Genomic DNA, 12,902 nt, shown 5'->3' on the forward strand with positions numbered 1-12,902 from the left:
TGTCAGACTCCTTTGGTTGATTCGTGGGGTGCGGCGCCGTCATCCGGTTGCAGTGCGAGGAACAGCGCTGCCGCCAGCGACAGGCCGATGCCGGCCAGCCGGTAGCCACCCGGGACCGAGGCGGCGAGCGCCATCGCGATCACGGTGGTCAGCAGCGGCGCGCCGGCATTGACGAGCGGCGATACCGTCAGCGCCTTGCCGTGCCGGAACGCATAGACCAGTGTCAAGGCACCGACCGCGTTCAGGATCTGTGTGACGGCGGCCAGCAGCGGCCCCGAGGGCCCGTAATTGATCGGCTGCGAAAAATCGGTCATCGCCAGCGCCACCGGCACGCACAGCAGCGCGCTCGCGGTCATGTAGAAGAAGATGCTTTCGGCATCCATGCGTGTATTGGCCAGCTTGATGAAGTAAGCCTGCAGGCCCCAGGCGACCAGCACCCCGAGCGCCAGCACGAACCACAGCCCGTACTGCTGCGGCGCGCCGCCCGGGTTGTAGTCGAACAGCGGCAGCGCGCACACGGCCAGCACGATGCCGGCCACGCCCATCGCACCGGTGCGTTCACGCAGGAACGCGAACGACAGCACGATCGTGATGACCGGCGACAGCGCGATGAGCGGGAAGATCAGGTAGGCCGGCCCGGCCTTCACCGCGTAGAACAGCACCATCTGGCCGCCGGCGCCGAGCAGGCCGATGGCCAGCCCGTAGGCCAGCGCGGTGCGGTCGCGGCGCACGCGCCCCCCGGAACGCGCCAGCACGAACAGCGCCGGCGGCACCATCGTCAGCGCCCACACCACGTACACCAGCGTTTCCGGAAAGCCGTGCTGGCTGGGCAGGCCGGCAAAGGCGCCCCACACGCCCCACAACAGCGCAGTGGCCAACGCGTAGCCGAGCCAGCGCGGTTTGCGCGTGACGGCAGCTACGGCCGCCGTGCCGGCCGCAGCGCCGCCTGTCATCGCGGTCGCATGGTGCGGAAATCCACTGCTGGTTTTGCTTTCCATCTTCGATTCGTCCTCCGCGAGGTAATGTCGCTGTGGTTACTTACGTTGCGAGCCGTTCCGATAGTAATTAAGTATCGAACGAAATGTAAAGGAGTTTCGTATTATTTTCGTTTCGCTGTCTCTTTGGGGTCCCGGAAAGCGCTTTTGTTTTCGAATTCTTTCGATTATGATCTGAAGCAAGAGCTCCACCACAGTACGCAGGTCGCCTTTCGAATCTGCCCTGGCCCAATGCGAAATCGCTGCTTTGAAAGCGCCAAGGATGAACCGGCGGTGACCAACGCGACGTTGAACGACCAACAGGAGATGTGTATGGCCAACAGCAGGTCCAGTAAAACCCACCGCGTGCAGCGCCAGCTGCTACCGATCCTCCTTGCAACGGCGATGGCTTCGGCGGTCACGCATGTTCATGCCGATCCGTTGGCCCCGGCGGGCCGCTGGGAAGGCAAGACCGGCGGCAGCGCCAGCACGCCGCCGATGGGCTGGAACAGCTGGAATGCGTTCCGCACGGAAGTCGATGAAGACAAGGTGATGGGCGCGGCACGGGTGCTGGTCGACAGCGGGCTCGCCAAACTCGGCTACAACTACGTCATCCTCGACGACGGCTGGTGGCTCAAGCGCCGCACCGGCGACGGCCGCCTGCAGATCCGCACAGGCATTTTCCCGTCGGCGGCCACCGGTGGCCCGGACGGCACCAGCTTCAAGCCGTTCACCGACAAGCTGCACGCCATGGGCCTGAAGGCCGGTCTCTACACGGACATCGGCCGCAATGCCTGTTCGCAAGCCTACGACCTGCATTCGCCCAACCTGCCGCAAGGCACCACCGCCGAGCGCGAAGTCGGCCTGGAGGGCCATGTCGCGCAGGACATCGACCTGTACTTCAAGCAGTGGGGTTTCGACTACATCAAGATCGATGCCTGCGGACTGGCCGATTTCGTGCCGGGTTCGGATCTCGTGAGAAAGCAGAACTATCGTGGGCAGGCACCGCTGATCGAACGCGGCTCGATCAACCGCACCGATATCGGCGCGGTGCGCGCCCGCTACGAGGCGGCAGCCGCGGCATTGCAGGCGGCCCGGCCCGCCAACGACTACGTGCTGTCGATCTGTGCCTGGGGCATGGCGAACGTGCGCAGCTGGGGCAAGGACGTGGGCAATCTCTGGCGCACCAGCAGCGACATCACCCCGAGCTGGACCAGCATGCTGCACAACTTCGACAGCGCGGCGAAACGCGCGCTGTATGCGGGCCCCGGCCACTGGAACGATCCCGACATCCTGCACATCGGCCACGAAGCGTTCGATGCCGCCCACCCCGTCGAAGTGCGCTCGCATTTCTCGCTGTGGGCGATGATCAACGCTCCCCTGCTGGTCAGCTACGACTTGCGCAACGGCCCGGCATCGCTGCTCGAAATTCTGGGCAATGCGGAGGTGGTAGGCCTGAACCAGGACAAGGCGGGCCACCAGGGCGTGGTCGCCTATGATTCGGACGATGCGCAGATCATCGTCAAGACACTGGGCGATGGCCAGCGCAAGGCGGTGGCCCTGTTCAACCGCGGTGCCACGCCGGCACCGGTGACCCTGCTGGCCAGGCACCTGAAGCTGTCGGACAGCGCGCCGGTCACACTGCGCGACCTGTGGTCCAGGCAAAATTCGACGTTCACCGGCGAGAAGGCGTTCGTGCTGGCACCCCACGAAACGCTCGTGTTCGAAGCCACCGGCAAGCGGCGCCTGGAGAACGGCGTCTATCTTTCCGAAATCCCCGGCGCGATCAACATCGCCGTCGACGGCACCCGGCACCCGCAACTCGACCCGACGATCCACCGCATGATCGATCCATGGTCGAGCACCCGCTCCGGCGGCTCCCGGCCGCAATATGCGGGCTGGGGCGGCGCGCAGGCGGATGCGACACCGTTCGGCCAGTCCCTGCAGGTCGCGGGACAGGGTTTCGATTCGGGGATCGGCATCCTGTCCGGCTCACGGCTGCAGGTGCGCAACGATGCCGGCCATACGCAGTTGATCGCCGCGGTCGGCGTGGACGATTCGACCGAAAACACCAGTCAGCCCGTGCGCTTCCGCGTGTATGGCGATGGCAAGCTGCTGGTCGAGAGCCCGGCGATGGCGTTCGGCGGCAAGGCGCATCGATTGAAGGCGGACATCCGGGGTGTCAAGGTCATCGAGCTGGTGGCAAGGGGGCCAGGATCGGGATCACGATCTGGAACGGCATCGGGCAACGCACCGCCCGCCGTGGCAACCTGGGGCGATGTCCAGCTGGTGCGGGATGGGGACGCAGGACGCTGAGGGAATTCAATGACCCGCATCGCGGATGAGTGCAGCATCGCACCGAGCCGGTCCCGCATCCGGCGTATGGTGGCGATACTAAGGTGGCGATACTAAGGTGGAATACAGGCGGACGGCACGCCTTCGTGCCAGGCCGCTCTTCACTCACTCCTTCACCCACTCCTTCACTCACTCCCTCACTCACTCTTCGACAGGAACCTCATGCAAAAGCAACAAGCAGCCATACTGGGTGGATTGGTCGCAGGCGTCGTCACGACCGCTTTCATGGTCGCGGGCCGCAAGACCGGCCTGCTGACCAAGACGCTGGACCGCGACGCCGTCGACTGGATCGATCGCACGACCGGATCGCGCGACGTCATCGGCGACACCGGCACCAGCATCGTCGAATTCGCCAACCACCTGGGCGCTTCCGCAGCCTTCGGGGCCGCCCTGCCCACGCTGCGCGAATGGGCGCCGAACCTGTCGCCCGTGGCGCTGGGCACGCTGTATGGCACCGCGCTGTATGCCGTGAATATCGCCGGCATCGCGCCGCTGCTGGGCATCACGCAGGGGGAACTGCAGGCCGGTCCGCGCAAGGCTGGCGAGCGTTGGGCCGTGCATGTGCTGCAGGCCGTCGTCACGGCACTGGTTGCCGAGCGACTGGAGCGGAAGGCCGGCTGATCCCGGGCATGAAGTCCGGGCTACCGGCCCGGCGGATAGTCGGGCCGGCGCATGCGGAACAACTGTTCGGGTGTGATCTCGAAGTAGTCGGCCGGCCCGCCACCGCGCAGGATCGGCCGGGCGCCGGCGGTGTCGTAGATGCCTTCCTTGAGCAGATGCCGCGCGATGTGCACGCCCACCACTTCGCCCAGCACCAGCCAGTTGCCGGTGGCCGCGCCGCCTGTCGATTGCAGCGAGATGATCTGCGTTGCGCGGCATTCGAACGCGACCGGCGATTCCGCCACACGCGGCGTGCCGATCACGCTCGACTGCGCCGGCGTCAGGCCCGCCAGCGCGAATTCATCGATCTCGGGCGGCGCGGGTGCGCAGCTGAGGTTCATCGCCTCGGCGAGCGGGCGCGTTGCGAGGTTCCACACGAATTCGCCCGTGGCCTCGATATTGCGCAGCGTATCCTTCCGGCCCTGGCTCGAAAAGCCGATGATGGGCGGGACATAGTTGAAGGCATTGAAGAAGCTGTAGGGTGCCAGGTTCAGCACCCCATCCGCGGCGCGGCTCGATATCCAGCCGATGGGGCGCGGGCCGATGATGGCGTTGAACGGATCGTGCGGCAGGCCGTGGCCGCGCGCGGGTTCGTAGAAGTAGTATCGTGGTCCACTCGTTCTCCAGTAAAGCGAAATCGCTGCCGGCAAATACCGGGCAGCTCGGACATCATGTCGGGTGCGCAGGCTGGCCGACACCGCCGGCCGGACGCCCGACCCGGCGCAGCCATGCCTGCTCCTTCTCCTGCAGTGCTTCCGCCAGGTAGGCAACCATCGAATCGATCTTCGCCGACACCGCGGAATGCCGGTAGTACACCGCCTGGATCGGCCGCCGCACTTCGGTGAGCAGGTGGGGCAGCACTTCGACGAGGCGGCCGGCGGCGATATCGTCGGCAATCATCCAGTCGGCCATGCAGACGATCCCCATGTCCTGCAGCGCCAGCTGGCGAAGCGTTTCGCCGCTGGTCGCCAGCACCGTCGGCACGATCCGCACCGGCGTGCCATCGGCATCCTGCAACGGCCACACGTTCAGGATGTGCGGTTCGCTGAAGCCCAGGAGCTCGTGCCGCAGCAGCGCCGGCAGGTCGTGCGGCGTGCCGTGCCGCCGCAGGTAGCCGGGGGTGGCCGCCATGCGGATGCGGGAATGCCCCAGCAGGCGGCTGTGCAGCGTGGAGTCTTTCAGTTCGCCGATGCGGACGGCGAGGTCCACCCGGCGTTCCAGCAGGTCGATGAAGCCTTCGTTGCTGCTGAGGGACAGTGTCACGTTCGGATGCCGGTCACGGTAGCCCGGCATCAGCGGCACCAGCACGTGCAGCATGAACGGCGTGGCGGCGTCCAGGCGCAGTTGCCCCGACAGGTTGCCGCGCCGTGCCATCGACCGGTCCTCGGCGGACTGCACCGCCGCCACGATCTCGCGCGCATCCGGCACGAAGGCGCTGCCCTCGTCCGTCAGGTCGAGACGGCGCGTCGTGCGTCGCAACAGGGCGGTGCCGAGTTTGCCTTCCAGGCGTGCAAGCAGCCGGCTGACCGTGGAGACCGGCTGGCCCAGGCGGTCGGCGGCGGCCGTCATCGAGCCGGTATCGACGATGGCCAGGAAAACGCCCACTTCCTCCAGGTTCAGCTTCATCTTCTCACTGCAAGCAAAAGTCTTTTGCGGATTATCCTCTTTTTCTGGAAAATCCGTGCCGCCATACTGCAGGGCCTGGTTACTCCATTGCTGTACTCAACAAGAACAGGCCTTCCCATGCATGCTTCCAAGCCATCCGACGATCTTTCCACCGAGCCCATCCCCGTCGAGGGCGCTCCCCGCAATGCCACACTCCCGTTGCTGGCCCTGGCCATCGGCGCGTTCGGCATCGGCACCACCGAATTCGGCCCGATGGGCATGCTGCCGACGATCGCCAGCGGCATCGACGTCTCCATTCCTTCCGCCGGCATGCTGGTGTCGGCATATGCCATCGGCGTGATGGCGGGCGCCCCCTTCATGACGCTGCTGCTGGCGCGCTGGCCGCGGCGGCGCGCCCTGATCGCGCTGATGGCCATCTTCGCGATCGGCAATCTGTTGTCGGCGTTCGCGCCCGGCTACGCAAGCCTGATGGCCGCCCGCGTGATCACGAGCCTGACGCATGGCGCCTTCTTCGGCATCGGCTCGGTCGTCGCGGCCGGTCTCGTCCCCCGCGACCGGCAGGCCAGTGCCATCGCGACGATGTTCATGGGCCTGACGATCGCCAACATCGGCGGCGTGCCGGCAGCGACCTGGCTGAGCGACTACCTGGGGTGGCGCCAGTCGTTCGCCGCCATCGGCGCGCTGGGTGTGCTGGCGATGGCGGCACTGCTGATGTTCCTGCCCGCCGGCAGCAAGGGCAAAGCGCCGGACGTGCGCCGCGAGCTGAAGGTGCTGCTCAGCCCCGTCGTGCTGCGCGCGCTGCTGACGACCGTGCTCTCGTCGGGTGCCATGTTCGCGCTGTACACCTATATCAACCCGGCCTTGCGGACATTCACGGATGCGTCGCCTGCCTTCATCACGTTGATGCTCGCGCTGATCGGCATCGGTTTCACGGTTGGCAACACCGTGGGCGGCAAGATGGCCGACCGTTCGATCGACCGGACCATCATGGTCTTTCTGGCGGTCGAAGTCGCAACGATGATCGCTTTCCCCTGGCTGGCCAGCACCCATGCGGGTGCGGCAGCCGGTTTGTTCGTGTGGGCGACCGCGGCGTTCGCCCTGGTCCCGCCGGTGCAGATGCGCGTGATGCACGCCGCTGCGGAAGCGCCGGGGCTGGCCTCCTCCGTCAACATCGGCGCATTCAATCTTGGCAATGCCATCGGTGCCGCGCTCGGGGCCGCGATCCTCGATGCGAACCTGGGGTATTCCGCACTGATGTTCGGCGGGGCCGGGTTGGCTGCGCTGGCGCTGGTACTGGTTGCGTGGTCGGCTTATCGCGGAACGAGGTTGCAAGCTTCGCCCTCATGCACCGAAACTGCGCCGGGGGATTTCCTTCGTATGTAAAAAAAATGCCCGCTTGGAAACGGGCAAATCCAACTGCGTGCGGCAATTAGGTCCGGCATGTCCCACCAGTCATTGCCGCGATAACGATTGCCGCAAGCACCCCCAGCAGTTCAAGCGCCTTGATCATTGGAGAATACGCAAAGCGGATACTAGCGCTGCAGAATCCGGAATTCCTCCGGAAGGTGATCCGGAGGGTATCTTTCGGCCATCCGCCTGTACCACGGTTCGTTCCAGAAATAGCAGCCCGCAAGGCGCAGTGCGTCTTCCGATCTGAATCCCTGCTGGACGAGATAATCCGCAAGCGAAAGGTGCCGCAGCAGGCGCAAGCCATCGCGCAGCATCAACATGCCGCCCACGAGCACGGCTGCCAGCATTGCCAGGTACCATCCCATCATCATTCTCCTCCGGCCGTAATCACCGGTCGTCGCCACTGCGCGTTTCGGACCGGCTATCACCACATGGGTTCACAATGCGATGGAACGAGCGTAGCCCTGCAATGTGACGGGCACGTGACATGACAGCCAAGACGGACAGGAATACCTTGGTCGCCGGTCAGGCCCGGGGGGCTAACACAGCCGTTTCGATAGCTGGTCAACCGTTTGGAAGAAGTTGGTCCACTACAGTGGTCGTAGCCGGCCACGCGCCCTGCTGAACGTGTTCGAGGACCTGGGCCCGCGCATATGCATGACAGCCTGGCATGGCAGTCCGGAGAATATCCCGCCGAATTTTTCCACGACCTGCTTCCAGCCAAGCGCGTCAAACCATGTCCACACGCTGTCGGGCTTGCAGGACAAGCCGGGCCTGCTGAACGACCTGGCGCTGGCCGGCAAGCTGCTCGGAGAACTCGCCGACTACAAGCCGTCGACGGAAGCAAAGCATACCGGCAACAGACCAGCACCCTGGTCACTGCTTTACATGTTCATGCGATAATGGAAGTATTGTTAGCGCTCTCAAGGGCCGATAAAGCTCAGACGGCGCAGGAATACGTTCCATTGCGTAGCTTTGAGGAGCATCGATCGATGCTGCACGACAATCAAAACGACCAGGATAGTCCCGGTATCGCCCCCGCCGGCTCGAAGGGCGTCGTAGAAACACCGGACAAGCCACCACGGCAGGCCTTTGTCACGATGCCATTCTTCGGGCGGCCGCACCGGGGCAAACCCGACGCGCCGCTATCGATCAGCACCGACAATGCCGCGCTCGATGACACCTGCCGCCGCACGCTGCGCAGGCTTCTCGCTGCGGGCTGCATGCGCGCGAACGAAGTGTATTCTCTGGAGCAATTCCAGATCGCCGAAGCGGAACCGCATCATTTGAAGCGCTACGGTCTCGTGAACGCACAGGCAAGCGCCTTGCTGCACCCCGTGCTCCAACGTTACCAGGTGCAAAGGGCTGGCGCCGATGTTGGCAAAATCACCGTCATTTTGAACGTCGACTTGCGCTGATAGTCCACTTGCAGGTCGGCGTTCAATTCCCGCAACCAGCATCACCACTTCCTTGCTCCAACCTCGATCCTAGGTGCTGCAGATGACCGGCAAATGACATCATCGCTTTCTGTCACAGAAATTCAGGCACGGCTTCGCCGCGCGCAGCCGCGGGGTGGTGGAATTGCGCTTATTGAAGCCTCCGTCAGCCGGCGCCGGCCCGGCTGTGAACTGTTCAGTCCCGACGCGTCCATTCCGGTACGTCGCCGTTCCAGCGCCGTGCGCAACGTTGATCACGTGCTCCGCGTGCTGAAAGGGCCAAGGTCAATCGGTCATTGAATGCATGGCAGGCTCACCGCAGCAGCGGGCGCCCACGGTTTGTGACGAGGCGTGCCCGCAAGCTGGAACATGTCCATCAGCGTGCCGAGAACTTCTGCCTGTCGGCGCAGCGACTCCGAGGCCGCAGCCACTTCTTCCACCAGTGCGGCGTTGTTCTGGGTGTCCCGCTCCAGGTCGGCAACCGCCTCGTTCATTTGCGCGATGCCGTCGGTCTGCGCATGGGATGCATCGCCGATGTGCGCCATCAGCGCACTGACGCCGCCTGCCCGTTCCAGCATGCTTGCCATCGTGAGTTGCGCGCCCGCGGCCAGTTCGGCGCCCTGGCCGATCGTTGCAACCGATTCCGTGATCAAGGTCTTGATCTCGCGCGCCGCCGTAGCCGACCGCTGGGCCAGTGCGCGCACCTCGCTTGCCACTACCGCGAAGCCGCGGCCCTGTTCGCCCGCCCTGGCCGCCTCGACAGCCGCATTCAGTGCCAGGATATTGGTCTGGAATGCGATGCCATCGATCACGGCGATGATGTCGACGATCTTCTCGGCCGACCGGCTGATGCCATCCATGGTCGTGGACACCTGCGTGATGGCGTTGCCGCCCTGCTCCGCCACCTGCGCGGTGCCCTGCGCCAGTCGCGCGGCGTCGATCGCCTGGCTACCGTTGCGCCGCACTGTTGTTGACAGCTGGTTCAGCGCAGCCGACGTTTCCTCCAGGGTCGCGGCCTGGCGTTCGGTACGGCGCGACAGATCCATGTTGCCATGTGCCACCTCGCTGGATGCCGCACCGATTGCCGCGGCTGCCTCGCGCACGCCGCTGACAGTGAGCGCCAGCCGCTGTGCCATGTCGTTCAACGCATCGAGCAGGTGCCCGAGTTCATCCTTGCGGCCATGGCGCAGGGTTCCCGCCAGGTCGCCCTGTGCAACGCGCTTTGCGAAAGCGACAGCATCGCCCAGGGGCAGTACGATGCTGCGCGTGAGTACGAGCGCCAGGATGCCGCCTGACAGCATGGCAACCAGACCGAGTCCGCCGAGCAGCATGCGCATGGACGCCAGCGTTGCTGTCGAATCGTTCGAGACTTGCCGTGCAGCTTGCGCCTGGTGGCCGAGCAATGCATCGATGGCATCCATGTAGGCGGCCAGGGACGGTTCGAAACGCGTGCGCATCAGATCGTCGACCTGCTGGATTCGGCCCATCTCCTTCTGCTTGAAGACCTCGTCGCGAGCCTCCTGGAAATTGCGCTGCTGCTGCCGCATCGTGGCGACCAGCGAGCGCTCGCGAGCGTCTTCCTGCATGCGTTCAAGTTGCTGTGCCAGTCGCCTGGTCAGGTTCTCGCCATCCGCCAGCTGTTTTGCAAAGGCATCCGCCAACTCCAGGCTGTCGCTGCGTGCGATGGACATCGCGCGCAGCGCGTTGAGCTGCTCGCTGGCGCGCAATTCGATTGTCAGGCGCTGGCGAGCCAGCTTGTCGTCGACCAGCGTTTCTGCATTGCCGGCTACTTTTTCAAGCGACCACAACGAAGTCAGCGTGATCAGGGCAAGCATGCCGAGGAGAGCGGCAAAGGCGGCGGCCACACGGGACCCGGTCCGGCGGCGGAGAATATTGAGCATGGCAATCAATGGTTAGAATCCGAATCGATCGGTCGAATACGCCAACCGCAGCGCTTCCGGTGGGGTTGGCTTGTTTGACGCGACACGTCATGCGCGAACTGGCAAATGACTGCGCAGTGGAGCAACAAGTGAAGACATTCTAATAATGTTGCGTTACAGCATCGTGACAGTCATGCAGGAAATTTCCGCAACAGCAGGCAAGACAGGAAATCACGAATATCGTTGCGGTAGTGCTGGCGCTTGCGCCACGCACCACGCACCACGCCCGTAACGGTAATGAACACGACACATTGCGCGTGCAGCATGGGTGTGAAAGTTCGCCCGGGCGTCCGCACGGGCGACAGCGCCAAGTGACGCGGTGCCAATTGGCCGCCCAAGGAGGTTTTCGTGCGCCAGCTGCTCCGTAACGTTGCCGCCATCACGGCGGGCCTCATCGTGGGTGTTGCCATCAGCATTGCGATCCAGGCACTCGCTGGCCTGGTCCTTACCCCGTCCTCCGCGAACGCCAGTCGCGTGTGGACCCGTGTCGTGGCATCGGCCAGCATCCCGGGGGCCATCCCCTATTCCGCCCTGCTGGCTGCCCACGCATTGGGGGCGCTCTGTGGCGCCGCTACCGCCGCTCGAATGGCAGCCAGTCATGCATTGCCAGCGGCCATGGCCATTGGCTTCGGCATGCTGGCCCTGGGCATTGCCAGCGTGCTGTCGATGCCCGCGCCTGCCTGGTTCCAGATCGTCGGGCTCAACCTTGCTTATCTGCCGATGGCGTGGATTGGCTGGCGCATCATTCGCTGGCAGCACCCTTCCATACAGAATGCCGTGCCTCCAGGCTAAGCTGCCGGCAATATCGCTCCTGACTTGCGCCTGCCGATACTGTGGCCGCGCAAGGACGATACGCGCGCATTGCTTGCTGTCCGTCAGCGGACAGCGCGAATCCGGTCGTGCCTGCGTATCCAGTGCGCACCAGCCGGCAACACTCCGCAGGCACTCACCCCGCTGCGCCGATCGCCGCCAGCGTATTGGCGGTCAGGCGCCCGCTGCGGGGCGCCGGCGACAATCCCGCGTCGACCGAGATGTCGCCGGAATGCAGCAGGTTGCTGCGGTAGAAGACCGCGCGGTTGAACTTCGCGTCGACGCTTGCGGTGCGTTCGAACAGCGGCGTGTCGCCGCGGATGTAGGTGAAGCTGCGGGTCCCCTGCCGCATCACCTCCTGTTTCAGGCAGGGCGCATAGCCGGCGATACGCTGCGCATCCATGCTCTCGAATCCGGTGCTGCGATGGCGGTAGAACGAGGTGCCGCCGAACCGTTCATCGCACAGATAGTGCACGCTGGCGATCAGGTTGCGCTCCACGCTGTCGAAATGGGGCACGCTCTGGATCGGGCGCAGTGCTTCCTGGGGCGTGGTGGCCAGCGACAGCACGCACGACAGCGGCGCGATCGGCGGAGTAATAGGCGGCGTAATAAATGAAGTAACAAGCGGAGTAATAAGCGGCGTAATAAGCGGCGTAACAAGCGGAGTCGCTGCGGCATCGCCGCCGGCGCCGAATGTGGCCAGCAACAGGTCGCGCAGATGGGCATATGCCGCGCTTGCGTATGCCATGTCCAGGGGCTTGCGGATGCCCGGATAGAAATCCCCTTCCTGCTGCTGGAACGGCACCCCGGTTTCCGCCCAGCGCAACAGCGCTTCGGGGTCGAGCAGCAGGTCGTCGACGATCAGCACGGGTTCCCGGTCGGCGCCGACGTGGAGCACCCGATGGGCGGGAGACGGGTGAAGCGCGAACAGCGGTGCCATGGCCGCCACATCCTTGCGCGTATTCATGGGCGATCTTCCGCACGCGCTGTGCGCTTGTTACGCCGGTCGATCATGGCGTAGACGTGGCCGAGCGACGCCAGCATGGTGTAGGCCGGGCCGAGCAAGCCCTGCGCGTGCAGGCTGGCGATCGCTTCCCCATCGAGTTGTTGCAGGCGCGCTTCATCGATCGTGTACAGGCCCTCGACACGGGTCGCGTCGCCGTTTTCAAAGGTGATCTCCAGCTGCATGGGCACCAGCAGGCGAAGGTGCGCAAGCGTGTCGATGAATTGCCGTGTCGGCGCCTCGCCGTCCAGCAGTTCGGCCAGGCGTCCCCTCGCTTCTTCGAGACAGGCCGTTTCCCGCCCCTCGGCGTCGAAGATGCGCTCGCCGCCGGGCCCGATGGCGGCGTGTTCGACGTCGATGCAGACGACGAAGTGCTCCCCGCCGTTCGGGGCCTTGCCGAGGAAAAACGGCTGGCGCGAGACCTGCAGCGGCACATAGATGGCGCCCCATCGGCCATCGTCGACAAACAGGTTTTCGCTGTCGTGGAAGCCGAACAGCGCCACGCAGGCGAAGCGCCCCGTGTCCTTGTCCTTGGTGAACGCGATCGGGTATTGGACGACGAGCTTCAGGAACTCGCTCAGTACGACCGGCACCATGTTCAGTGTCGCGGCGGCGGCCTCCACCCGAGCGCTGTCGACGCGAACCTGCCGGTGTGCCGTATTGTCCAGTAAAGCCAGGAAAGCCATGC

13 protein-coding genes are annotated in these 12,902 nt (G+C 64.7%); 6 read left to right on the forward strand and 7 right to left on the reverse strand.

What is annotated here, in order from left to right:
• Nucleotides 1–2: 2 nt before the first annotated feature.
• A complete protein-coding gene (locus ACY65G_RS20205) occupies nucleotides 3–998 on the reverse strand; it encodes an EamA family transporter (protein ID WP_464999088.1) in 996 nt (331 codons plus the stop codon).
• 309 nt (nucleotides 999–1,307) lie between these two features.
• On the opposite strand from ACY65G_RS20205, the gene ACY65G_RS20210 reads away from it, so the two are divergent.
• Together ACY65G_RS20210 and ACY65G_RS20215 are read left to right on the forward strand one after the other, a co-directional pair.
• Nucleotides 1,308–3,290, forward strand: coding sequence for an NPCBM/NEW2 domain-containing protein (locus tag ACY65G_RS20210; protein WP_464999089.1), 1,983 nt, complete (start codon nucleotides 1,308–1,310; stop codon nucleotides 3,288–3,290).
• Nucleotides 3,291–3,491: 201 nt separating this feature from the next.
• Entirely contained in the window at nucleotides 3,492–3,950 is a 459-nt protein-coding gene (locus ACY65G_RS20215; protein WP_464999090.1) for a hypothetical protein, read from the forward strand.
• A 20-nt stretch (nucleotides 3,951–3,970) separates the two neighbouring features.
• On the opposite strand, the gene ACY65G_RS20220 is transcribed toward ACY65G_RS20215, so the two are convergent.
• Entirely contained in the window at nucleotides 3,971–4,639 is a 669-nt protein-coding gene (locus ACY65G_RS20220; RefSeq protein ID WP_464999091.1) for a flavin reductase family protein, read from the reverse strand.
• Between the two features lie 19 nt (nucleotides 4,640–4,658).
• Complete coding sequence (locus ACY65G_RS20225) at nucleotides 4,659–5,615, reverse strand: LysR family transcriptional regulator (protein ID WP_464999092.1); 957 nt, start codon at nucleotides 5,613–5,615, stop codon at nucleotides 4,659–4,661.
• A gap of 117 nt (nucleotides 5,616–5,732) precedes the next feature.
• Here ACY65G_RS20225 and ACY65G_RS20230 point away from each other — a divergent pair, with 117 nt between their 5' ends.
• Nucleotides 5,733–6,998, forward strand: a complete 1,266-nt coding sequence (locus ACY65G_RS20230) for an MFS transporter (protein ID WP_464999093.1) — start codon at nucleotides 5,733–5,735, stop codon at nucleotides 6,996–6,998.
• A 149-nt stretch (nucleotides 6,999–7,147) separates the two neighbouring features.
• Here ACY65G_RS20230 and ACY65G_RS20235 read toward each other — a convergent pair whose 3' ends face one another.
• A complete protein-coding gene (locus tag ACY65G_RS20235) occupies nucleotides 7,148–7,429 on the reverse strand; it encodes a hypothetical protein (RefSeq protein ID WP_464999094.1) in 282 nt (93 codons plus the stop codon).
• Between the two features lie 223 nt (nucleotides 7,430–7,652).
• On the opposite strand from ACY65G_RS20235, the gene ACY65G_RS20240 reads away from it, so the two are divergent.
• Together ACY65G_RS20240 and ACY65G_RS20245 are read left to right on the forward strand one after the other, a co-directional pair.
• The gene (locus ACY65G_RS20240) at nucleotides 7,653–7,928 is read left to right on the forward strand and encodes a hypothetical protein (protein WP_464999095.1); all 276 of its coding nucleotides are present in this window, start codon (nucleotides 7,653–7,655) and stop codon (nucleotides 7,926–7,928) included.
• Nucleotides 7,929–8,017: 89 nt separating this feature from the next.
• The gene (locus tag ACY65G_RS20245) at nucleotides 8,018–8,443 is read left to right on the forward strand and encodes a hypothetical protein (protein WP_464999096.1); all 426 of its coding nucleotides are present in this window, start codon (nucleotides 8,018–8,020) and stop codon (nucleotides 8,441–8,443) included.
• Between the two features lie 311 nt (nucleotides 8,444–8,754).
• On the opposite strand, the gene ACY65G_RS20250 is transcribed toward ACY65G_RS20245, so the two are convergent.
• Nucleotides 8,755–10,362 (reverse strand): methyl-accepting chemotaxis protein, encoded by a 1,608-nt coding sequence (locus tag ACY65G_RS20250; protein ID WP_464999097.1) that lies wholly within the window; start codon nucleotides 10,360–10,362, stop codon nucleotides 8,755–8,757.
• Between the two features lie 387 nt (nucleotides 10,363–10,749).
• Here ACY65G_RS20250 and ACY65G_RS20255 point away from each other — a divergent pair, with 387 nt between their 5' ends.
• Entirely contained in the window at nucleotides 10,750–11,193 is a 444-nt protein-coding gene (locus ACY65G_RS20255; RefSeq protein ID WP_464999098.1) for a hypothetical protein, read from the forward strand.
• A 154-nt stretch (nucleotides 11,194–11,347) separates the two neighbouring features.
• Here ACY65G_RS20255 and ACY65G_RS20260 read toward each other — a convergent pair whose 3' ends face one another.
• Nucleotides 11,348–12,178, reverse strand: coding sequence for a DUF6445 family protein (locus ACY65G_RS20260; RefSeq protein WP_464999099.1), 831 nt, complete (start codon nucleotides 12,176–12,178; stop codon nucleotides 11,348–11,350).
• Nucleotides 12,175–12,900: a SapC family protein gene (locus ACY65G_RS20265; RefSeq protein WP_464999100.1), complete on the reverse strand. Its 726-nt coding sequence runs from the start codon at nucleotides 12,898–12,900 to the stop codon at nucleotides 12,175–12,177. Before ACY65G_RS20265 ends, ACY65G_RS20260 begins: the two co-directional genes overlap by 4 nt.
• Nucleotides 12,901–12,902 lie beyond the last annotated feature (2 nt).

The sequence above is a fragment of the Pseudoduganella sp. jia 12 genome (assembly GCF_055502675.1).

Bases quoted from the DNA above. Each gene is read 5' to 3' on its own strand.
- ACY65G_RS20205 (WP_464999088.1), bottom strand. From the start codon at position 998: ATGGAAAGCAAAACCAGCAGTGGATTTCCGCACCATGCGACCGCGATG.
- ACY65G_RS20210 (WP_464999089.1), top strand. From the start codon at position 1,308: ATGGCCAACAGCAGGTCCAGTAAAACCCACCGCGTGCAGCGCCAGCTG.
- ACY65G_RS20215 (WP_464999090.1), top strand. From the start codon at position 3,492: ATGCAAAAGCAACAAGCAGCCATACTGGGTGGATTGGTCGCAGGCGTC.
- ACY65G_RS20225 (WP_464999092.1), bottom strand. From the start codon at position 5,615: ATGAAGCTGAACCTGGAGGAAGTGGGCGTTTTCCTGGCCATCGTCGAT.
- ACY65G_RS20230 (WP_464999093.1), top strand. From the start codon at position 5,733: ATGCATGCTTCCAAGCCATCCGACGATCTTTCCACCGAGCCCATCCCC.
- ACY65G_RS20245 (WP_464999096.1), top strand. From the start codon at position 8,018: ATGCTGCACGACAATCAAAACGACCAGGATAGTCCCGGTATCGCCCCC.
- ACY65G_RS20250 (WP_464999097.1), bottom strand. From the start codon at position 10,362: ATGCTCAATATTCTCCGCCGCCGGACCGGGTCCCGTGTGGCCGCCGCC.
- ACY65G_RS20260 (WP_464999099.1), bottom strand. From the start codon at position 12,178: ATGAATACGCGCAAGGATGTGGCGGCCATGGCACCGCTGTTCGCGCTT.
- ACY65G_RS20265 (WP_464999100.1), bottom strand. From the start codon at position 12,900: ATGGCTTTCCTGGCTTTACTGGACAATACGGCACACCGGCAGGTTCGC.